Below are 21,500 nucleotides of genomic sequence, written 5' to 3'. Positions count from 1 at the left end.
GACTGCGCGACGGGCGGTTGTGGACAACCGCCCGCCTGTGGACATCCCGCCCACCCGTACGGGCGGACGACGTCCGGACCGTGCGCCGACGGCGTCCGGCTACGCGCTGACGGGGTCCGCGGGGCCGTACGGGACGGGGGCCGCGCACGCCATCGTGGCCGCGCCGGCCGGGCGCACGTGTGACTGCGGGTGCATCGGCATCTCCGTCAGCCCCGGGAAGTAGACGTGCAGGCTCACCGCCGGCTCCAGCGCGTCGTTGACGACCTCGTGCACGAATCCCGGCGCGAACATTCTCTGCGCCCCGGCCCCGAGCGTCCGCTCGCCGCGTCGGGTGCGCTCGGTCAGCTCCCCGTCCAGCACGGTGAGCACGCCCGAGGAGCGGCCGTGGTCGTGCGGTCCGCTGCCCTGGCCGGGCACCCAGGACAGCAGCCACACCTCGTAGCCGGGGCCGGTGCGCAGCAGGTGGTACCAGCGGGACGTCGCGTCGTAGCGGACCAGGTGTTCCCACTGGGCGCGGTCGGCGGCGACGGAGCGGGCCAGGCCGACGAACTCGGCCACGGTGGCCGGGTGCTCGCGCGGGGCCTGCAGGAGGTGGGGGACTTCGAGGATGTCGCCGGCGATCTGGAGGTCGCTGTCGCTGTTCATGGATGCGGTGGTTCCTCGGCGGAGAGGGCGGCAGGAGTGGGGGGCTTGCTGGGTGTCGCGGACCGTCCGCCCGGATCACGGGTGGAACAGGGATGCCCTGGTGTGGGCCGGAGGGAGACAGCAGCCGAGTCGCGGTGGACTCAACGGGTGCAGCCGGAGCGCGTTGGGCTCAACAGCTGGAACGACGACAACAGCTACAGCGGACGAGGGCAGCACCGTGGGACCCGGCGGAGCCGGTCGAGGTGAGTGCCAAGTTCGCGAGCATGCCCACAAGGACACCGGTTCACACCCGCACTGTCAACTCGACACCCGGTATGTGGGACACGGTTCACCTCATTCGGTTCATCTCCGAGGTGAAAGGTTTGTGCATGGGGTGACCGGGACACATGGCGCACATGCCGGGCGCGCGAGCGTCGTGGTGATCCCGTGATCCGACTGTGATCAGGTTCGCTTCCACGCGCGTGCCGCAACGGGATCGAACCTCCGGGCGTCTTTCCCCGTACAGGCGCTGTGCGGGGCGGTGGCCCTCCGGGGCTCCATCTGCTTGTCAAGGTTTATGGCGATTTGAACACTTACTGCATGGCCTTGGTTCCGCAGAGTGAATAAGGGGCCCAATAGCAGATCTCGGCTTGACTCGCCCGGAGCAGCACACTTGTAATTTCACTCGTGTCGTTCAGCCGGAATCGGTAACGGCCACGTCACGGGGACGCGAAAGACAGAGCGAGGGGCGCACATGACCGAGCTGGTGCAGCAACTGCTGGTCGACGTCGACGACGCGGACGAGGAACTCGGCTGGCAGGAGCGCGCACTGTGCGCCCAGACCGATCCCGAGTCCTTCTTCCCCGAGAAGGGCGGCTCCACCCGCGAGGCGAAGAAGGTCTGCCTCGCCTGCGAGGTCCGCTCCGAATGCCTGGAGTACGCCCTCTCCAACGACGAGAGATTCGGCATCTGGGGCGGCCTGTCGGAGCGGGAACGCCGCAGGCTGAAGAAGGCGGCGGTCTGAGAACCGCCCACGCCGCACGGGCGCGACGGCCGACGCCCCGGCGGCACGGTGTCTCGATATCGAGACACATGGAGGCGCCTTCGGGCGCCAGGGTCCGAACGGCCCGTCGCGTGTGGGTTGTCCACAGGCGGCGGGCCGTCGTCCTGCCCAGCCGATAGTGTGGGCGCTCGTCCGAGACGCTTCCGCGCCCCCACGCGGCGCAGGCGTCCACCGCAGTCCAGCGAACCGGGGCCCGTACCTCGATGTCCGTGCACAGCCACACGGCAGCCCACCAAGACGGCGCTGCCACACCTGAGTTCCCGCGTCATGTCGTGACCGCGGTGATCGTCTCCCACGACGGTGCCCGCTGGTTGCCCGACGCGCTCGCCGGGCTGCTCGGCCAGGAGCGCCCCGTCCAGTCCGTGATGGCCGCCGACACCGGCAGCTCGGACGACTCCGCGCGGCTGGTCACCGAGGCCCTCGGCGACGACCGCGTCCTGCACCTCGCCCGCCGCACCGGCTTCGGCCAGGCCGTCGAGGAGGCCAACCGTACGGCCCCCGTCCTCACCCCCGAGGAACTGCCCTACCTCAAGCGCCCCAGCGGCTGGGACCCCGTCACGCGCACCTGGCGCGACGACGCCTACGACCTGCCGGACCTCCCGCACGGAGAGCCCGTCCAGTGGCTGTGGCTGCTGCACGACGACAGCGCCCCCGAACCGGACGCGCTGGCCGAACTGCTGCGCGTGGTGGAGAACGAACTCGAACTCGGCCGTGACGACGTGGCCGTCGTCGGCCCCAAGCTCCGCGGCTGGTACGACCGCCGCCAGCTCCTCGAGGTCGGCGTCACCATCGCCCACTCCGGCCGCCGCTGGACCGGCCTGGACCGCCGCGAACAGGACCAGGGCCAGCACGACCACGTCCGGTCCGTGCTGTCCGTGTCCACCGCCGGCATGCTGATCCGCCGCGACGTCTTCGAGCAGCTCGGCGGGTTCGACCGCCGGCTGCCCCTGATGCGCGACGACGTCGACCTGTGCTGGCGCGCGCAGGCCGCCGGCCACCGCGTCCTCATCGCCCCCGAAGCCGTCGTACGGCACGCGGAAGCCGCCTCCCGCGAGCGCCGCGCCGTCGACTGCGCGGGCCGCACCACCGCCTCCCCGCACAAGGTCGACAAGGCCGGCGCCGTCTACACCCTCCTCGTCAACAGCCGTACGGCGCTGCTGCCCTGGATCCTGGTCCGCCTCGTCCTCGGCACCCTGGTGCGCACCCTCGCCAACCTCGTCGGCAAGGTCCCCGGACAGGCCCTCGACGAGATCCGCGGCCTGCTGAGCACCCTGCTGCGCCCCGAGCGGATCATCGCCGGGCGACGCAGGCGCGGAAAGCCGAAGGTCGACAAGGACGAACTGCGCGCCCTGTTCCCGCCGCCCGGCGCGACCGTGCGGGCCACCGTCGAGCAGGCCGTCGGCGACTACTTCGGCTCCTCCGATCCCGAGGCCGTCTCCGGAGCGGGCCGGCACGGCGGCGCCGTCGAGTCCGGCCCCGGCGGCGACGACGCCGACTTCCTGGAGATCGAGCAGTTCGCGCGCCTCAAGCGCATCGCCCGCAAGCCCGGCCCGGTGCTCTTCCTGGTCCTGCTGCTCGTCTCCCTCGTCGCCTGCCGCAACCTGCTCGGCGGCGGCGCCCTCGCGGGCGGCGCCCTGCTGCCCGCCCCGGCCGACGCCTCCGAACTGTGGGCCCGCTACGCCGACGCCTGGCACCCGGTCGGCGTCGGCGGCACCCCCGCCGCACCGCCCTACCTCGCGGTCATCGCGACCCTGGCCACCCTGCTGCTCGGCTCGACCGGCCTCGCGGTCACCCTGCTGCTGGTCTGCTCGGTCCCGCTGGCCGGCTTCACCGCCTACTTCGCCTCCCGGCCGCTCGTCGAGTCACGCCTCCTGCGCGCGTGGGCGGCCGTCGTCTACGCCTTCCTGCCCGCAGCGACCGGCGCCCTCGCCGGCGGCCGCGTCGGCACCGCCGTCCTGGCCGTGCTGCTGCCGCTCATCGCCCGCGCGGGCGCCGCCGCGAGCGGCCTGACACACCGCTCCGGAGGCCGCGGCAGCTGGCGCGCCACCTGGGCGTACACCCTGCTGCTGACGATCACCACCGCGTTCACCCCGATCGTCTGGCCCATCGCCCTCGTCCTCGGCCTCGCGGTGCTGGCCGTGCGCCGCCGCGACCTCACCGCCTACGGCCCGCGCTTCCTGGCCCAGCTGGGCACCCCTCTGCTGATCCTCGCGCCCTGGTCGCTGACCCTGCTGCCCTTCGGGTTCTTCACCCAGGCCGGCCTCGACTACGGCCCCTCGACCGCCACCGCGCTCGACCTGCTCGGCGCCAGCCCCGGCGGCCCCGGCACCGTCGACGGCCTGATGCTCATCGGCGTCGTCCTCGCCGCGCTCGCCGCCCTGCTGCGCTCCGAACGCCACTTCGGCGTCTGGGCGGCCTGGGCCGTCGCCCTGGTGGGCCTGGTCTTCGCGGTGCTGTCCAACAGCTCCACCTGGGCCGGCCCCGCCACCCTCGTCTACGGCCTCGCCCTCCTCGCGGCCGCCGTCATCGGCGCCGACGGAGCACGCACGCGTGTCGCCGAGCAGAGCTTCGGCTGGCGCCAGCCGGTCGCCGCGCTCATCGCCTTCGCCTCCGCGGCGGGCCCGCTGCTCGTCGCCGCCGGCTGGATGATCGGCGGCGCCGACGGCCCGCTGGAGCGCCGCGACCCCGTCCAGGTGCCCGCGTTCGTCGCCGAGGAGGCGGGCGACCGCGACCAGGCCCGCACCCTCGTCCTCGACAGCGACGCCGCCCACGTCGGCTACATGCTGGTCCGCGGCTCCGGCGCCCGGCTCGGCGACGCCGAACTCGCCGCCGCCGACGGCGAGAACAAGCAGCTCGACAAGGTCGTCGCCAACCTCGTCGCCGGCTCCGGCGCCGACCAGGCCGACCAGCTCGGCAAGTTCGCCGTGGGCTACGTCCTCGTCCACAAGGGCGCGCCCCGCGAGGCCACCCGCGTCCTGGACGCCACCCCCGGCCTGAAGCGGCTCAGCCAGCAGGACGGCAGCGCCCTGTGGCGGGTCGACCAGGAGGTCTCCCGCGCCGCCGTCGTCGCCGACTCCGGCAAGGGCGCGGCCACCCCGGTCGCCGCGGGTCCCGTCGACGTCCACACCACCGTCCCCGACGGCTCCGGCAGCCGCGTGCTGCGCCTGGCCGACGCCGCCGCCGACGGCTGGACGGCCACCCTCGACGGCAAGACCCTCACCCCGACCACCGTCGACGGCTGGGCCCAGGGCTTCGAACTCCCCGCCTCCGGCGGCAGGCTGGACGTCACCTACGACGACCCGTTCACCCACACCGCCTGGCTGTGGGCGCAGGGCCTGCTCGCCCTCGTCCTCGTCGTCCTGGCCCTCCCCGGCCGCCGCCGTGACGTCGACGACGACCTCCCCGAGGAGGAGCCGATCCCCGCCCAGGCCGTCGACGGCGAGGGCCGCCGCGCCCGCCGGCTGCGCGCCCAGGCAGAGGCAGAGACAGAGGCTGAGGCCGAAACCGACGCAGATCCCCAGGAACCCGGCCGACACGACGAGTTCCCGGCCCCCGGGGAGGAACAGCCCCCCGTCGCGGTCCCGCAGCAGCCCTATGCCGACTGGGACCAGCCGACCTACGCCGGCGCCGAATACGGCGGCTACACGGGCGAGCAGTACCAGGGCGAGCAGTACCCGGGCGCCCAGCAGTACCAGCAGCAGGGCTACGACCAGCAGGCATACGACCCCTACCAGGCCGGTCAGTACGACCCGTACGCCTATGACGGCCAGGCCCAGCAGGCGTCGTACGACCAGACCTACCAGCAGCAGGGCTACGACCCGTCGGGCTACGGCCAAGGCGGGTACGACCCCGCCTACGACCCGGACCGGCACCCCCGCGGCGCCGATGACGAGCGTCCCGACGGGAGCCAGCAGTGAACCGCACCACCCTGTCCCTGATCGCCGGCACGGCCGCGCTGGCCGCCGTCACCGGGTTCGCCACGCTCAACCAGCCGGACGCCTCCGGCGCGGACTCCGCCCGGGCTGCCGCCGAACTGCCGGTGGAGCGCACGAGCCTGCTCTGCCCCGCGCCCAGCACCTCCGAACTCGCCGAGACGTCGTACACGTCCTTCACGCCCGTCACCAAGGGCACAGGCGCGGACGGGAAGGCCGAACTCACCCCCGCCGCCGAGGAGTCGGCGGACCCGGCGACCGCCACGCCCGGTGGCAAGACGAGCGGCAAGACGGACGGCAAGACGAACGGCAAGACGGACGGCAAGACGAACGGCAAGAAGAAGCCGGCAGCGAAGCCCGCCCTCACCCCCAAAGCGCCGGGCGCACCGGCCGTCGGCACCACCACGGGCGGCGACGCGCCCGCGCTCCTGGGCACCGCGGAGGGCAGCTCCGCGCCCGGCTGGACCGTCCAGCAGACCACGGAGGTCCCCGCGGGCAGCGGCCGCGGCCTGCAGGGCCTCGCCTGCTCCGCGCCCGACACGGAGTTCTGGTTCCCGGGGGTCAGCACGGCAGCCGACCGCTCGGACTACGTCCACCTCACCAACCCGGACGACTCCGCCGCCGTCGTCGACATCGCGCTCTACGGCAAGGACGGCGCCCTGGAGACCACGGTGGGGGAGGGCCTCACCGTTCCCGCGCACTCCAGCGAGCCGATCCTGCTGTCCACGCTCACCGGCGAGAAGCAGGAAGACCTCACCGTCCACGTCAACGTCCGCAGCGGCCGCCTCGGGGCCGCCGTGCAGGCCCTGGACGAAAAGCTCGGCGGCGACTGGCTGGCCCCCGCCACGGACCCGGCGCCCACCCAGGTCGTCCCGGGCATCCCCAAGGACGCCACGGCCGTCCGCCTCGTCGCCTACGCCCCGGGTGACGCGGACGCCGACCTCAAAGTGCAACTCGCCTCCCCCTCAGGTCTGATCACCCCGGCCGGGCACGAGACGCTGCACGTCAAGGCCGGCAGGACGATCTCGGTCGACCTGGGCGACGTCACGCGCGGAGAGGCCGGATCCCTGGTCCTGACCCCCACCGACCAGTCGGTCCCGGTCGTCGCCGCCGTACGGGTCCTGCGCGGCAAGGGCGCCGACCAGGAGTCCGCGTTCATCCCCGCCACCGCTCCGGTCGGCACGCGCGCGTCCGCAGCCGGCAACAGCGCCAAGGGCGCCACCCTCTCCCTGACCGCCCCCAAGGGCACCGCCCAGGTCAAGGTCACCGCGTCCGCGGGCAGCGGCGGCGGCACGGCCGTCTCCAAGACGTACACGGTCCGGTCCGGCACCACCCAGGACGTCGAACTCCCCGTCCCCGGCGGCCTGAAGGGCAACTACGCCCTGACCGTGGAAACCCTCACGGCCACCCCCGTCTACGCCTCCCGCACCCTGACGTCCACCCAGGAAGGCGTCCCGGGCTTCACCGTCCAGACCCTGCCGGACGACCGGGGGACGGTGTCCGTGCCGCAGGCCGACGAAGACGTCGCGGTGCTGCAGAAGTAACCCGAAAGGGCCGTACAGGCCCCCGGACGGAGGCGTGCGGGGGCGGGGCCAGTGCTCAGTCCTCGCCGTAGCGCGGATCCACCGTCTCCGGGGTCAGCCCCAGCAGCTCCGCGACCTGCTCCACGACCACCTCGTGCACCAGCGCGGCGCGCTCGTCGCGCCCCTTGGTGCGGATCTCGACCGGCCGCCGGTAGACGACGACCCGCGCCCGCCGGCCCTCGCGAGCGGCGATCGTCCCGCCCAACGGGACCGCCTCGTCGTTCCAGGGCTCCGGTGCCGCGTCCAGCCGCGGCACCTCCAGCACCATGAAGTCGATGTCGGCGAGCTGCGGCCACCGCCGCTCCAGGCGCTCGACGGAGTCCTGCACGAGATCGGCGAACACATCGGCGCGGCTGGCCGCCAACGGCACCTGCGGCGGCGCGATCGGCCCCCGCATGCCCCGGCCGTGGCGATCACGACGACGGGGACCTGGGCCTGCGGCGGGGGGCGGTACGGGGCTGTCCATCACTACTGAAGCGTAGTCCCCGCCGCTCCCCGCCGCTGGGCCCCACACGCCTTCCCGGCCTGCCCGGGCCGCCGCTCACCCAGGTCACAGGACGACCGTTCCAGCCAAGATCGGGCTCGATTCCGTATCTCTCCGAGACCGGTGAACTCGTGGCAATTGGTGCCCTTTGTGCCGAGTGATGACCGTGCTCCTGCGGCCACTTCCTCTCAGGGGCTGGTGTTCGCGCAGGTCAGCGGGGTATGACTGGAGTGGCCCGTGGGGCGTTTCACAACACGACACGGTGGAGTGACCTGGTGGAGAGTCGTCGCGGCCCGCTCAAGAGTGCGGTACCGTCCAACGTCGTGAGCCCTGTACGTCGCTGTTCGCGCACCGCCTGCGGCCGACCCGCCGTCGCGACGCTGACGTACGTCTACGCCGACTCGACCGCGGTCCTCGGCCCCCTCGCCACCTACGCCGAACCCCACTGCTACGACCTGTGCGCCGAGCACTCCGAACGCCTCACCGCCCCGCGCGGCTGGGAGGTCGTCCGGCTCCTCGACGGGTCGACGCCCGCCCGCCCGAGCGGTGACGATCTGGAAGCGCTTGCCAACGCCGTCCGCGAAGCCGCCCGCCCGCAGGAACGCGCGGCCGGAGCCGGCGGCGTCGGACGCCGGGCGGACCCGATGGAGGTCGCCCGACGCGGCCACCTGCGGGTGCTGCGCTCGCCGGACAACTGAACCGGCTCCCGCTCCCCTGCCTCCAGGGTTGATGCGCGCCCGTCGGCGCACCGGTCGTCGGCACCCCGGCACCCTGCTCCCCGGTATCGCGCTGTCCCTGATTCCCGGCCTCATTCCGGGCCCTCCGTGTGCGCCGTCATCGGGAAATCGCTTTCTGCTCAATTCTTCGCCCGGAGCGGCACGTTCCGCTTGCGTCCCGCGAACCGGCCGCTCCCCATGCCCGGTTCGCCGTCTTTCACGCACGCCTCCACCCCGCCCCACCCGTCGCCCCGCCCTCGCCTCGGGCAACTCGACGCCGACAGCTTCGCCTTGACGACACCTCAGGGGCCGGCGGCCGACCCGCACGCGCGCGTGCCCGACGAGCCCGCCCTGTCTCCCTCGGCGCACCGGGCCGCCGACGGGACCGCGGCTGCCCGGCTCCCCGGCGGCCCGACAGCGGACGCCGAACCGGCCCGGGTAGTTTGTGGTGACCTACAGGACTTCAGGAAGGTTGGCCGTGGCTGCTGATCTGTCACAGATCGTGAAGGCGTACGACGTGCGCGGAGTGGTCCCGGACCAGTGGGACGAGTCGCTGGCCGAACTCTTCGGGGCGGCCTTCGCCCAGGTGACCGACGCCGAGGCGATCGTCGTGGGCCACGACATGCGCCCCTCCTCGCCGGCCCTCAGCGACGCCTTCGCACGCGGCGCGGCGGCACTCGGCGTGCACGTCACCCGGATCGGCCTGTGCTCCACGGACCAGCTGTACTACGCGTCGGGCGCGCTGAACCTGCCCGGAGCGATGTTCACCGCCTCGCACAACCCGGCCCGCTACAACGGCATCAAGCTGTGCCGGGCCGGCGCGGCCCCGGTCGGCCAGGACACCGGCCTGACCCAGATCCGCGAACTGGTCGAGAAGTGGACGGAGACGGGCGCACCCGAATCCGCACCCGAGCGGGGAACCGTCTCCGACACCGACACGTTGAAGGACTACGCGGCACACCTGCGCGCACTCGTCGACCTGACCTCCATCCGCCCCCTGAAGGTCGTCGTCGACGCGGGCAACGGCATGGGCGGCCACACCGTCCCCACGGTCCTCGAAGGCCTCCCCCTGTCCGTCGTGCCCCTCTACTTCGAACTGGACGGCACCTTCCCCAACCACGAGGCCAACCCCCTGGACCCGGCGAACCTCGTCGACCTCCAGAAGCGGGTCCGTGAAGAGGGCGCCGACCTCGGTCTCGCCTTCGACGGCGACGCCGACCGCTGCTTCGTCGTCGACGAGCGGGGCGAGCCGGTCTCCCCGTCCGCGATCACGGCCCTGGTCGCCGTCCGGGAACTCGCGCGCAGCGGCGGCCGGGGCACGGTCATCCACAACCTGATCACCTCCCGGACCGTCCCCGAGGTCGTCGGCGAGCACGGTGGCACCCCCGTCCGCACCCGCGTGGGCCACTCCTTCATCAAGGCCGAGATGGCCCGCTCCGGCGCGATCTTCGGCGGTGAGCACTCCGCGCACTACTACTTCAAGGACTTCTGGAACGCCGACACCGGCATGCTCGCCGCGCTCCACGTCCTGGCGGCCCTCGGCGGGCAGGACGGCCCCCTGTCCCGCCTCGTCGCCGAGTACGACCGCTACAGCGGCTCCGGCGAGATCAACTCCACGGTCGCCGACCAGGCCGACCGCATCGCCGCGATCAGGGCGGCGTACGGCGACCGCGACGACGTCACCCTGGACGAACTCGACGGCCTGACCGTCTCGTCCGCCGACTGGTGGTTCAACGTGCGCCCCTCCAACACCGAACCCCTCCTGCGCCTCAACGCGGAAGCCCGGGACGAACCGACGATGACCAGGATCCGGGACGAGGCCCTGGCGATCATCAGAGCCTGAGCGCCCGGAGCGCCCAGCCCGGTCGCCGAGCCCGGAGAACCCAGCCCGGAGAACCCAGCCGTGAGCGTCCCGAGCACGCAGCCCGACGACCCGCGCGGGCACCCGTATCCGGGCGGTGAGGAGCAGGGAGGACCAGCGCCGGGCCCGGGTGAGCGGCGGGAACGACCCCCCACGACGGCCACCCGGGCCCGGCGCCCGCCGGAGCCCCCTCCCCACCCGCTCTCACCGCATCCCGGCCAACCCCCACGCCCCACCCTCACCGGCGGTACCCTGACCAGGCACTACCGCACGCCCTCAGCACCACCCGGCACCACACCCCGGACGCACACCGGCCCACCCCGAAGGGACACCCCATGCCGCTCGAAGCCGGCCTCCTGGAGATCCTCGCCTGCCCCGCCTGCCACGCCCCCCTCGAGGAGCAGGACACAGAGCTGATCTGCACGGGCCAGGACTGCGGCCTGGCGTACCCCGTCCGCGACGGCATCCCCGTCCTGCTCGTCGACGAGGCCCGCCACCCCGCGTGACCTCACGCCGCGCGCTCCACCCGCGGCCACCGCCCCACCCCCCGGCACCGGCCCTTGCGCCCCGCCCCACCGGCGCGCTCGCCCGATGCCCAGCCCACCGCCACGCACCGACCCCACCCGGGCGATCACGCACCGCGGGGAGCAGCGGGAACGGCCCCCACAGGCCATGCCGAACCCCGCCACCTCCCCGCGCGCACCTCAACCCCCGGCCCCGCACACCGACGACGCCTCCGGGCGATCGGAGACTGCCGCCATGCTCGACGACTCGCTGCTCGACACGCCGGAGGCCCTCGCCGAGGCCGACCACCGGGCACTCCTGCGCGGCGCGGCCGAAGCCGGCGCCCGCGTCCGCACCGCCGCCCGGTACGCGACCGAGGCCGGCGTCCGCGCCCTCGAACCGGACGGCCGCCCCCGCGCCATCCTCATCGCGGGCCCCGGCGCCGCCGCCGTCAGCGTCGCCGACCTCCTCGGCACCCTCGCCGGCGCCGCCTGCCCCGTCGTCCACCTGTCGCCCACCGGCGTCGCCCCCGACGCGGGCGCCCTGCGCTGGGAACTCCCGGGCTGGGCCGGGTCCGTCGACCTCCTCCTCATCGCCACCCCCGACGGCGGCGAACCCGGCCTCGCCCTCCTCGCCGAGCACGCCTACCGCCGCGGCTGCACCGTCGTCGCCGTCGCCCCCCCGAACACCCCCGTCGCCGAAACGGCCACCACGGGCCACAGCCTCTTCGTCCCCATGGCGACCGCGCCGTACGAACAGGACGAACAGCCCCCCGTCGCCGCCTCCGCCCCCGGCGTCCTGTGGGCCCTCCTCACCCCCCTGCTCGCCCTCCTGGACCGCATCGCCCTGCTCTCCGCCCCACCCGAGGCGCTGGAGGCGGTCGCCGACCGGCTCGACCACGTCGCCGAACGCTGCGGCCCCGCCGTCGCGACCTACAGCAACCCGGCGAAGACCCTGGCCGGCGAACTCGCCGACGCACTCCCCGTGATCTGGACCGAAGGCACCTCCGCCGGGCCCGCCGGCCGCCGTTTCGCCGCCGCCCTCGCCGAACTCGCCGGCCGCCCCGCCCTCGTCGCCGAGCTCCCCGAAGCCCTCGCCGAACACAGCGCCCTCCTCGCAGGCCCCCTCGCCGCGAGCGCCGACCCGGAGGACTTCTTCCGCGACCGCGTCGAAGAAGCACCCGCCCTGCACGCGCGCGTGGTGCTGCTGCGCGACCGCCCCATCGGCGGCCTCACCGCCGCCCCCGCCGCCCGCGACCTGGCCCTCGGCCACGACACCCCGATCAGCGAACTCGAACCCGAGGAGGGCGACGCACTCGTCACCCTCGCCGAGCTGATCGCCACCACCGACTTCGCCGCCGTCTACCTGGCGCTCGCCTCAGGAGCCTGATCCCCTCGACCGTCCGCCGACCGCGGCCGGACGCCCGACGACCGACCCCGGGGCAGGCAGCGACACCCAGGGCAGGCAGAGAGAACCGCATGGACCGCCTCGACAACACCATCCGCCCCTACGCCTGGGGTTCCCCCACCGCGATCCCGCACCTGCTCGGCGCCCGGCCTACCGGCGAACCGCAGGCAGAGATGTGGATGGGCGCCCACCCCGGCGCACCCTCACGCACCGGCCGGGGCACCCTCGCCGAGGTGATCGCCGCCGACCCGGCACGCGAACTCGGCGCACGCACCGTCGACGCGTTCGGCCCGCGCCTGCCCTTCCTCCTCAAACTCCTCGCCGCCGGCGCCCCGCTCTCCCTCCAGGTCCACCCCGACCTCACACAGGCCGCGCAGGGCTACGCGGACGAAGAACGCCGCGGGATCCCCATCGACGCCCCGCACCGCAACTACAAGGACGCCAACCACAAGCCCGAACTCATCTGCGCCCTCACCGAGTTCGACGGCCTCTGCGGCTTCCGTCCCCCCGCACAGGCCGCCGACCTCCTCGACGCCCTCGGCGTCGGCTCCGTCAAGCCCTACGTCGACCTCCTGCACGCCCACCCGGAGGACGCCGCCCTGCGCGAAGTCCTCACCGCGATCCTCACCGCCGACCGCGAGGAGACGGCCCACACCGTCGCCGAGGCCGCCGCCGCCTGCGACCGCCTCGGCGGCGAGCACGCCCCCTACGCAGGCATCGCCCACCACTACCCCGGCGACCCCGGCGTCCTCGCCGCCATGCTGCTCAACCACGTCCGACTCCAGCCCGGCGAAGCCCTGTTCCTCGGCGCCGGCATCCCGCACGCCTACCTCAACGGCCTCGGCGTCGAGATCATGGCCAACTCCGACAACGTGCTGCGCTGCGGCCTCACCCCCAAACACGTCGACGTCCCCGAACTGCTGCGCGTCGTCCGCTTCGAACCCGGCGACCCCGGCGTCCTGCGCCCCGAGGCCGCACCCGACGGCGAAGAGGTCTACGAGACCCCCATCGACGAGTTCCGCCTGTCCCGCCACGTCCTGGCGGAGGGCGGCGCCACCCACGACCTGACCCGCGACACCCCGCAGATCCTGCTCTGCACGGCGGGGACCGTACGGGCGGGCGAACACCGACTCACCCCCGGTCAGTCCGTGTTCGTGCCCGCCGCCGACAAGGCATCGGCGTCCGGCGTCGGCACTCTCTTCCGCGCCACGGTGATTGTCTGACCGCGCTTGTGGATACCTGAACAGCCGTCGCCGGAACGGGCTGCAAGAATGACCCACCGGCAAAGGACGTGCAAAGGCCTGAACGGCGAACCGCATGCACGAAGGCGAAGGGACAACGCGAAAACATGAGCGCGTCAGGCGGCAGTAGGGCGATCGTGGCGGCACTCGGCGCCAACCTCGCGATCGCGGCATCGAAGTTCGTGGCGTTCGCCTTCAGCGGCTCGTCGTCCATGCTCGCCGAAGGCGTGCACTCCCTCGCCGACTCCGGGAACCAGGCCCTGCTCCTCATCGGCGGCAAGAAGGCCCAGCGCGAGGCGACACCCCAACACCCCTTCGGCTACGGCCGCGAGCGCTACATCTACGCCTTCCTCGTCTCCATCGTCCTCTTCTCGGTCGGCGGCATGTTCGCCATCTACGAGGGCTACGAGAAGATCAAGCACCCGCACGAGATCGAGCACTGGTACTGGCCCGTCGGCGTACTCGTCTTCGCGATCATCGCCGAGGGCTTCTCCTTCCGCACGGCCATCAAGGAATCCAACGAACTGCGCGGCAAGCTCTCCTGGTCGCAGTTCATCCGCCGCGCCAAGGCCCCGGAACTGCCCGTCGTCCTCCTGGAGGACTTCGGCGCGCTGATCGGTCTCGTCCTCGCCCTCGGCGGCGTCGGCCTGGCCCTCCTCACCGGCGACGGCGTCTGGGACGGCATCGGCACCGTCTGCATCGGCGTCCTCCTCGTTCTCATCGCCCTCGTCCTCGCCGGCGAGACCAAGTCCCTGCTCCTCGGCGAGTCCGCCGGCCTGGAAGACGTCCAGAAGATCGAGGCCGCCGTCGTCGACGGGCACACCGTCACCGGCGTCATCCACATGCGCACCCTCCACCTCGGCCCCGAGGAACTCCTGGTCGCCGCCAAGATCGCCGTCCAGCACGACGACACCGCCGCCCAGGTCGCCACCGCCATCAACGCCGCCGAGGCCCGCATCCGCGCCGCCGTCCCCATCGCCCGCGTGATCTACCTCGAACCCGACATCTACAGCGAGGCCGAGGCCGCCAAGGGCCCCGACCGCGAGGCCACCCCGGGCGGCCCCGCCCAGCAGCCCACCGAGCACTGAGCCCGAGCACTGAGTCCGCGCACTGAGCACTGAGCGCGACCACCGCACCGTCCGACAGGGCACGCGAACACCACCGGCAGGCCCTGCCGCCGCCCCCCGGCCGCCCACAAACGGCTTGATCCGACCGGATGCGGACTGGGGCGGCCCGCGCCCGCGGTGTAGCTTGGGACGGAGCCAGACGTCGCTGCTGATGGCGGTCGGGCGGTCCGAGCGGACCGGCCGAGGGAGAGAGGGCCTCCGACGGACTGCGCTACGCGTACGCGGGCATGCCTGTGTCCTCCTTGGGGCACCCCTGTGTCCGCCGGCGCGCAGACCAGCCGTATCCACCCTCTCGACCGACCCCGAGGAGCAGCACACCATGACGACTGTCGATAACCGACAGGACTTCAAGGTCGCCGATCTCTCCCTGGCCGCTTTCGGCCGCAAGGAGATCACTCTCGCCGAGCACGAGATGCCGGGCCTGATGGCGATCCGCCGGGAGTACGCCGAAGCACAGCCGCTGGCCGGTGCGCGCGTGACCGGTTCCCTGCACATGACGGTGCAGACGGCCGTACTGATCGAGACGCTGGTCGCGCTGGGCGCCCGCGTCCGTTGGGCGTCCTGCAACATCTTCTCCACCCAGGACCACGCGGCGGCGGCGATCGCCGTCGGCCCCGAGGGCACGGTGGACGACCCGCAGGGCGTGCCCGTCTTCGCCTGGAAGGGCGAGACGCTGGAGGAGTACTGGTGGTGCACGGAGCAGGCGCTGACCTGGCCGGACAGCCCCACCGGCGGCCCGAACATGATCCTCGACGACGGCGGTGACGCCACCCTCCTCGTCCACAAGGGCGTCGAGTACGAGAAGGACGGCAAGGTCCCCTCGGTCGACACCGCCGAGAACGACGAGCACCGTGTCGTCCTCGAACTCCTCAACCGCACCATCACCGAGGGCTCGCAGAAGTGGACCCAGCTCGCCTCGGAGATCCGCGGCGTGACGGAGGAGACCACGACGGGCGTGCACCGTCTGTACGAGATGCAGCGCGACGGCGTCCTCCTGTTCCCGGCGATCAACGTGAACGACGCGGTGACGAAGTCGAAGTTCGACAACAAGTACGGCTGCCGCCATTCGCTGATCGACGGCATCAACCGCGCCACCGACGTCCTCATCGGCGGCAAGACGGCCGTCGTGTGCGGCTACGGCGACGTCGGCAAGGGGTGCGCCGAGTCGCTGCGCGGCCAGGGCGCGCGAGTGATCGTCACGGAGATCGACCCGATCTGCGCGCTGCAGGCGGCGATGGACGGCTACCAGGTCACGACGCTGGACGAGGTCGTCGACAAGGGAGACATCTTCATCACGACGACGGGCAACAAGGACATCATCATGGCCTCGGACATGGCCAAGATGAAGCACCAGGCGATCGTCGGGAACATCGGCCACTTCGACAACGAGATCGACATGGCCGGCCTGGCCGGGATCCCCGGCATCGTCAAGGACGAGGTCAAGCCGCAGGTCCACACGTGGACCTTCCCCGACGGCAAGGTGATCATCGTGCTGTCGGAGGGCCGCCTGCTGAACCTCGGCAACGCCACCGGCCACCCGTCGTTCGTGATGTCGAACTCCTTCGCGGACCAGACGCTGGCGCAGATCGAGCTGTTCACCAAGCCCGACGAGTACCCCACGGGCGTCTACACGCTGCCCAAGCACCTGGACGAGAAGGTCGCCCGCCTCCACCTCGACGCCCTCGGCGTCAAGCTGACCACACTGCGCCCCGAGCAGGCGGCGTACATCGGCGTCGAGGTCGACGGGCCCTACAAGTCCGACCAGTACCGCTACTGAGTCCGCAGCCCGCCCGCTGAGAAACGCGTCCGTGCACTGACTGCGCCCCTCAGCACCAGGCAGGCCCTCTCAGGTCCTCCGAGGCAGGCCCCCGCACCCCCGTGACGGGGGCCTGCCCCTTCGGCCCACGGCCGGACCGGCCGTCAGCCGGCCCGACCCGCTCACCGGGACGACGCAACGGACCCGACCGGCCGGCCCGTCACACCCCAGGACCCCGATGCCCCGCGGCCGCTATTCGCTCCACGATCCGCACGATCACACCCCCCTCGCACACGAGCACTTCCACTGCGCCCCCGGCCCCTCCGGCTGGCGCTACGTCTCCCAGCTGACCACCCCCGCCGGCGATCACACCGGTTCCGTCGACCTCACCCTCGACGACCTCGGCCGACCCCTGCGCCTCGAACTCCACGCGAGCAGCTGGCAGGTACGCGGCGCAGCCCTGGACGGCGTCACCTGGGTCCGTACCGACCCCACCGGCGTCGATGCCACGGAAGGCAACGTCCCCGCCCACGCCTTCACCGGCACGTCCCCCGCGTTCCTCGTCGCGACCACCCGGCTCCTGCGCCTCACCCCCTCCTCCTCGGCAACCCGCGTACGCCTCGTCGCCTTCACGGATCCGGTCCTCGCCCCGCGCACCGTGGACCAGTCCTGGGCCTTGCTGGGAAGAGAAGCACACGCCACTGACAACGGCCCCCTGACCGTGGACGAATACCAGGTCACAGCCCTGGACACCGGCGAACAGCACACCGTGCACATCGCCGGGGACGTCGTCCTCGCGGCCCCCGGCGTCGAGCTGGAAGACCTGGAGACACCCCCGTCCACCTTCGCCTGAACCGCTTCCGGTCAGGCAGCCCTACGCAGGCGGCACGAACCCGGTGCCGGCCCCCTCAGGCCGATCACCGACCTCCCGCACCGGAGCAGCCTCGTACCGCCCGGGCGGCGACGCAGCGGCCGCCGACGGTTCGTACGACGACGTCGGGGGCCCCGTCGGGGACGGCGCCGGCGACCCGTACGGCCTCGGCGGGTCAAAGGCCGTCGGCGGCCGGTACGGGTCCGGTGGACTGAAGGAGCCGCCAGTGAACACCCGCCTCGCCTCCCGGACCTGCCGCTCCTGCACCACCGCCGCCAGAAAAGCGGCCGGCGGCACCCCCTGCGGGACCGGAACCCCCGTCCGCGCCGCGACATCACCCGCCAACCGCTGCGCCATCGCCCAGCCGACCTGCGGATCCAGCTGATTCATCCGCCCCAGGTACTGGCGCACCGCCAGCCACAGCCCATCCGGCACCGCGGACAGATCGAGCCCCTGGAAACGCCCCGCCAGCCAGGGCGGAGGCGGCGGCACGAAACCGGACCGCGCCACCGGAACCCGCTCACGCACCACCAACGTCCCGGCGAAGACATCGCCCAGCCGCCGCCCCCGCGCCGACACGAGCGAGGCGATACAGGCCACCACCCCGAACGTCAGCAGAATCTCCACCACACCGACCGCACCCCGCACCAGCGCGTGCCGGAACCGGATCGGCCCGCCGTCGTCCCGCACCACCCGCAGTCCGCACGCCATCTTGCCGAGCGAACGACCGTGGCTCAGCGTCTCCACCGCGATCGGCCCGCCCACCGGCACCAGCAGGAACGTGGCGATCGACAACGCGATCTGCGCCGCGTCGTCCAGGGAAGCCGTCGCAGCCAACAGCGCGACACCCACCACGAGGTAGACCACGAAGACCACCACCAGGTCGAGCAACGTGGCCAACGCCCGGCTCGGCAGCCTGGCAGGCCGCAGCTCCAGCGCCACCGCCTCACCCGTCACCAGCTCACTCACGCCCGTCGTCCCTTCCCTGGCCCGCCCCCGTGAACGGTCAGTCTGCCAAGCTGAAGGCACATCGCGCCGCAGTAGGACAAGCTGACATCACCACCGGCCGCTGAAGAACAGCCGAGGAGCAGGCACACCGATGGACCTCGACGTCTTCGTCTCCGCCCACCGAGCGGAATGGGAACGCCTCGACGCGCTCCTGCGCCGCCGGCGCCACCTCACCGGCGCAGAGACCGACGAACTCGTCACCCTCTATCAGCGCACCGCCACCCACCTCTCCCTCATCCAGTCGAGCGCCCCCGACCCCCAGCTCACCGGCAGGCTCACCCAACTCGTGGCTCGCGCGCGGAGCGCCGTGACCGGAACCCGTCGCGCCTCCTGGCGTGACGTGACGCGCTTCCTGACGCGCAGCTTCCCGGCCGCGGTCTACCGGGCGCGCCACTGGTGGGTGCCGACCGCGCTGCTCTCCACCGCCGTCGCCGTCCTCCTCGGCTGGTGGATCGGAACCCACCCGGAGGTCCAGTCCTCCATAGCGGCCCCCGACGAGCTGCGTCAGCTCACCCGGCCGGGCGGCCTCTACGAGACGTACTACTCGAGCCACCAGGCAGCGGCCTTCGCCGCTCAGGTCTGGACGAACAACGCACAGGCCGCCGCGATGTGTCTCGTCCTGGGCGTCTTCCTGGGGCTGCCGGTCCTCTGGATCCTCTTCCAGAACATGCTCAACCTCGGCATCGGCGCCGGCCTCATGTCCTCCGCGGGCCGACTCGACACCTTCCTCGGACTGGTCCTGCCACACGGCCTGCTCGAACTGACCGCGGTCTTCGTCGCGGCCGGCACCGGACTCCGCCTGGGCTGGACCGTGATCGACCCCGGCCCCCGCACTCGCCGCAACGCCCTGGCCGAAGAGGGCCGGGCCGCCGTGGGCATGGCGATCGGACTCGCCCTGGTCCTGTTCGTCTCCGGCTGCATCGAAGGGTTCGTCACCCCGTCCGGCCTGCCCACCTGGGCTCGCATCGCGCTCGGCATCACCGCCGAACTGGCCTTCCTGGCTTACGTCTATGTCCTCGGCGGCAGGGCCGCCCGCGCCGGCGACACAGGCGACGTCGAGGAGGCCGAGCGCAGCGCCACGGTGCCGACGGCCGCCTGATGTGCGACCGGCCCCGATGAACTGCTAGTCTCCTCTTCGCCCCACAAAAGCCGTTGACACGGAGCGCGTGGGGAGGTAGATTCGAACAGTTGCCTGGAACTGGACAGCGTCCGGTCGGCAGCGGTTAGTATCTAGTCGGCCTCTCGAATCGCAGATTCCATCGAGGCCCTCCCGATAAGTCGGAAAACGAATGGCCGGTCAAAACGGCCTGAGACTTCTGATAAAGTCGGAACCGCCGGAAAGGGAAACCGCGAAACAAAAGCGGGAACCTGGAAAGCACCGAGGAAATCGGATCGAGAAAAAGATCTGATAGAGTCGGAAACGCAAGACCGAAGGGAAGCGCCCGGAGGAAAGCCCGAGAAGTTCGGGTGAGTACAAAGGAAGCGTCCGTTCCTTGAGAACTCAACAGCGTGCCAAAAATCAACGCCAGATATGTTGATACCCCGTCCCCGGCCGTGAAAGCCGAGGATGAGTTCGGGTGAGTACAAAGGAAGCGTCCGTTCCTTGAGAACTCAACAGCGTGCCAAAAATCAACGCCAGATATGTTGATACCCCGTCCCCGGCCGTGAAAGCCGAGGATGAGGTTCCTTTGAAGTAAACACAGCGAGGACGCTGTGAACGGCCGGGCTTATTCCGCCTGGCTGTTCCGCTCTCGTGTGTGCGATCCCGATTACGGGAAAACATTCACGGAGAGTTTGATCCTGGCTCAGGACGAACGCTGGCGGCGTGCTTAACACATGCAAGTCGAACGATGAACCACTTCGGTGGGGATTAGTGGCGAACGGGTGAGTAACACGTGGGCAATCTGCCCTTCACTCTGGGACAAGCCCTGGAAACGGGGTCTAATACCGGATAACACTTCCACTCGCATGGGTGGAGGTTAAAAGCTCCGGCGGTGAAGGATGAGCCCGCGGCCTATCAGCTTGTTGGTGAGGTAATGGCTCACCAAGGCGACGACGGGTAGCCGGCCTGAGAGGGCGACCGGCCACACTGGGACTGAGACACGGCCCAGACTCCTACGGGAGGCAGCAGTGGGGAATATTGCACAATGGGCGAAAGCCTGATGCAGCGACGCCGCGTGAGGGATGACGGCCTTCGGGTTGTAAACCTCTTTCAGCAGGGAAGAAGCGAAAGTGACGGTACCTGCAGAAGAAGCGCCGGCTAACTACGTGCCAGCAGCCGCGGTAATACGTAGGGCGCAAGCGTTGTCCGGAATTATTGGGCGTAAAGAGCTCGTAGGCGGTCTGTCGCGTCGGATGTGAAAGCCCGGGGCTTAACCCCGGGTCTGCATTCGATACGGGCAGACTAGAGTGTGGTAGGGGAGATCGGAATTCCTGGTGTAGCGGTGAAATGCGCAGATATCAGGAGGAACACCGGTGGCGAAGGCGGATCTCTGGGCCATTACTGACGCTGAGGAGCGAAAGCGTGGGGAGCGAACAGGATTAGATACCCTGGTAGTCCACGCCGTAAACGGTGGGAACTAGGTGTTGGCGACATTCCACGTCGTCGGTGCCGCAGCTAACGCATTAAGTTCCCCGCCTGGGGAGTACGGCCGCAAGGCTAAAACTCAAAGGAATTGACGGGGGCCCGCACAAGCAGCGGAGCATGTGGCTTAATTCGACGCAACGCGAAGAACCTTACCAAGGCTTGACATACACCGGAAACGGCCAGAGATGGTCGCCCCCTTGTGGTCGGTGTACAGGTGGTGCATGGCTGTCGTCAGCTCGTGTCGTGAGATGTTGGGTTAAGTCCCGCAACGAGCGCAACCCTTGTTCTGTGTTGCCAGCATGCCCTTCGGGGTGATGGGGACTCACAGGAGACTGCCGGGGTCAACTCGGAGGAAGGTGGGGACGACGTCAAGTCATCATGCCCCTTATGTCTTGGGCTGCACACGTGCTACAATGGCCGGTACAAAGAGCTGCGAAGCCGTGAGGTGGAGCGAATCTCAAAAAGCCGGTCTCAGTTCGGATTGGGGTCTGCAACTCGACCCCATGAAGTCGGAGTTGCTAGTAATCGCAGATCAGCATTGCTGCGGTGAATACGTTCCCGGGCCTTGTACACACCGCCCGTCACGTCACGAAAGTCGGTAACACCCGAAGCCGGTGGCCCAACCCCTTGTGGGAGGGAGCTGTCGAAGGTGGGACTGGCGATTGGGACGAAGTCGTAACAAGGTAGCCGTACCGGAAGGTGCGGCTGGATCACCTCCTTTCTAAGGAGCACTTCT

15 protein-coding genes and 1 rRNA gene are annotated in these 21,500 nt (G+C 71.1%); 13 read left to right on the top strand and 3 right to left on the bottom strand.

What is annotated here, in order from left to right; translation table 11 throughout:
• Nucleotides 1-99 precede the first annotated feature (99 nt).
• Complete coding sequence (locus tag BG482_RS09640) at nt 100-645, bottom strand: cysteine dioxygenase family protein (RefSeq protein ID WP_069768512.1); 546 nt, start codon at nt 643-645, stop codon at nt 100-102.
• Between the two features lie 733 nt (nt 646-1,378).
• Between BG482_RS09640 and BG482_RS09635 the strand changes: the two genes are divergently transcribed.
• The 3 genes from BG482_RS09635 (at nt 1,379) to BG482_RS09625 (ending at nt 7,163) form a co-directional block, all read left to right on the top strand.
• On the top strand, nt 1,379-1,648 hold the full coding sequence (locus tag BG482_RS09635; RefSeq protein WP_069768511.1) for a WhiB family transcriptional regulator: 270 nt from the start codon (nt 1,379-1,381) through the stop codon (nt 1,646-1,648).
• Nucleotides 1,649-1,890: 242 nt separating this feature from the next.
• The gene (locus tag BG482_RS09630; protein ID WP_079141713.1) at nt 1,891-5,604 is read left to right on the top strand and encodes a glycosyltransferase; all 3,714 of its coding nucleotides are present in this window, start codon (nt 1,891-1,893) and stop codon (nt 5,602-5,604) included.
• Nucleotides 5,601-7,163: a DUF5719 family protein gene (locus BG482_RS09625; RefSeq protein WP_069768509.1), complete on the top strand. Its 1,563-nt coding sequence runs from the start codon at nt 5,601-5,603 to the stop codon at nt 7,161-7,163. The genes BG482_RS09630 and BG482_RS09625 overlap by 4 nt, the downstream gene beginning before the upstream one ends.
• A 55-nt stretch (nt 7,164-7,218) precedes the next feature.
• Here the strand turns inward: BG482_RS09625 and BG482_RS09620 are convergent, their stop codons facing one another.
• Nucleotides 7,219-7,599, bottom strand: a complete 381-nt coding sequence (locus BG482_RS09620) for a metallopeptidase family protein (RefSeq protein WP_069768508.1) — start codon at nt 7,597-7,599, stop codon at nt 7,219-7,221.
• 362 nt (nt 7,600-7,961) lie between these two features.
• Here BG482_RS09620 and BG482_RS09615 point away from each other — a divergent pair, with 362 nt between their 5' ends.
• From BG482_RS09615 to BG482_RS09585, 8 genes are all read left to right on the top strand, one after another.
• The gene (locus tag BG482_RS09615) at nt 7,962-8,384 is read left to right on the top strand and encodes a DUF3499 domain-containing protein (RefSeq protein WP_069768507.1); all 423 of its coding nucleotides are present in this window, start codon (nt 7,962-7,964) and stop codon (nt 8,382-8,384) included.
• Nucleotides 8,385-8,880: 496 nt separating this feature from the next.
• Nucleotides 8,881-10,245 carry a phosphomannomutase/phosphoglucomutase gene (locus tag BG482_RS09610; RefSeq protein WP_069768506.1) on the top strand — a complete coding sequence of 455 codons (1,365 nt, stop codon included), beginning with the start codon at nt 8,881-8,883 and terminating at the stop codon, nt 10,243-10,245.
• 353 nt (nt 10,246-10,598) lie between these two features.
• Complete coding sequence (locus tag BG482_RS40780) at nt 10,599-10,769, top strand: Trm112 family protein (protein ID WP_079141712.1); 171 nt, start codon at nt 10,599-10,601, stop codon at nt 10,767-10,769.
• A 253-nt stretch (nt 10,770-11,022) separates the two neighbouring features.
• Nucleotides 11,023-12,156, top strand: coding sequence for an SIS domain-containing protein (locus BG482_RS09605; protein WP_069768505.1), 1,134 nt, complete (start codon nt 11,023-11,025; stop codon nt 12,154-12,156).
• Nucleotides 12,157-12,245: 89 nt separating this feature from the next.
• Entirely contained in the window at nt 12,246-13,397 is a 1,152-nt protein-coding gene (gene manA, locus BG482_RS09600) for a mannose-6-phosphate isomerase, class I (protein ID WP_069768504.1), read from the top strand.
• Between the two features lie 125 nt (nt 13,398-13,522).
• Nucleotides 13,523-14,503 (top strand): cation diffusion facilitator family transporter, encoded by a 981-nt coding sequence (locus tag BG482_RS09595; protein WP_069768503.1) that lies wholly within the window; start codon nt 13,523-13,525, stop codon nt 14,501-14,503.
• A 358-nt stretch (nt 14,504-14,861) separates the two neighbouring features.
• Nucleotides 14,862-16,319, top strand: coding sequence for an adenosylhomocysteinase (ahcY, locus tag BG482_RS09590; protein WP_069768502.1), 1,458 nt, complete (start codon nt 14,862-14,864; stop codon nt 16,317-16,319).
• Nucleotides 16,320-16,536: 217 nt separating this feature from the next.
• Nucleotides 16,537-17,151, top strand: a complete 615-nt coding sequence (locus tag BG482_RS09585; RefSeq protein ID WP_069768501.1) for a hypothetical protein — start codon at nt 16,537-16,539, stop codon at nt 17,149-17,151.
• 21 nt (nt 17,152-17,172) lie between these two features.
• Here the strand turns inward: BG482_RS09585 and BG482_RS09580 are convergent, their stop codons facing one another.
• The gene (locus BG482_RS09580) at nt 17,173-18,138 is read right to left on the bottom strand and encodes an RDD family protein (RefSeq protein ID WP_069768500.1); all 966 of its coding nucleotides are present in this window, start codon (nt 18,136-18,138) and stop codon (nt 17,173-17,175) included.
• A 130-nt stretch (nt 18,139-18,268) separates the two neighbouring features.
• Here BG482_RS09580 and BG482_RS09575 point away from each other — a divergent pair, with 130 nt between their 5' ends.
• Both BG482_RS09575 and BG482_RS09570 read left to right on the top strand, forming a co-directional pair.
• Complete coding sequence (locus BG482_RS09575; RefSeq protein ID WP_069768499.1) at nt 18,269-19,276, top strand: stage II sporulation protein M; 1,008 nt, start codon at nt 18,269-18,271, stop codon at nt 19,274-19,276.
• 683 nt (nt 19,277-19,959) lie between these two features.
• Nucleotides 19,960-21,485 (top strand): 16S ribosomal RNA (locus BG482_RS09570).
• Nucleotides 21,486-21,500 lie beyond the last annotated feature (15 nt).

This window comes from Streptomyces sp. LUP30 (genome assembly GCF_001746365.1).
Classification (GTDB): domain Bacteria; phylum Actinomycetota; class Actinomycetes; order Streptomycetales; family Streptomycetaceae; genus Streptomyces.
Note: the sequence above shows the minus strand (reverse complement) of the source record. Positions and strands in the feature narration are given on the sequence as shown.

Bases quoted from the DNA above. Each gene is read 5' to 3' on its own strand.
- BG482_RS09640 (WP_069768512.1), bottom strand. From the start codon at position 645: ATGAACAGCGACAGCGACCTCCAGATCGCCGGCGACATCCTCGAAGTC.
- BG482_RS09635 (WP_069768511.1), top strand. From the start codon at position 1,379: ATGACCGAGCTGGTGCAGCAACTGCTGGTCGACGTCGACGACGCGGAC.
- BG482_RS09630 (WP_079141713.1), top strand. From the start codon at position 1,891: ATGTCCGTGCACAGCCACACGGCAGCCCACCAAGACGGCGCTGCCACA.
- BG482_RS09620 (WP_069768508.1), bottom strand. From the start codon at position 7,599: ATGCGGGGGCCGATCGCGCCGCCGCAGGTGCCGTTGGCGGCCAGCCGC.
- BG482_RS40780 (WP_079141712.1), top strand. From the start codon at position 10,599: ATGCCGCTCGAAGCCGGCCTCCTGGAGATCCTCGCCTGCCCCGCCTGC.
- BG482_RS09605 (WP_069768505.1), top strand. From the start codon at position 11,023: ATGCTCGACGACTCGCTGCTCGACACGCCGGAGGCCCTCGCCGAGGCC.
- manA (WP_069768504.1), top strand. From the start codon at position 12,246: ATGGACCGCCTCGACAACACCATCCGCCCCTACGCCTGGGGTTCCCCC.
- BG482_RS09595 (WP_069768503.1), top strand. From the start codon at position 13,523: ATGAGCGCGTCAGGCGGCAGTAGGGCGATCGTGGCGGCACTCGGCGCC.
- ahcY (WP_069768502.1), top strand. From the start codon at position 14,862: ATGACGACTGTCGATAACCGACAGGACTTCAAGGTCGCCGATCTCTCC.
- BG482_RS09585 (WP_069768501.1), top strand. From the start codon at position 16,537: ATGCCCCGCGGCCGCTATTCGCTCCACGATCCGCACGATCACACCCCC.
- BG482_RS09575 (WP_069768499.1), top strand. From the start codon at position 18,269: ATGGACCTCGACGTCTTCGTCTCCGCCCACCGAGCGGAATGGGAACGC.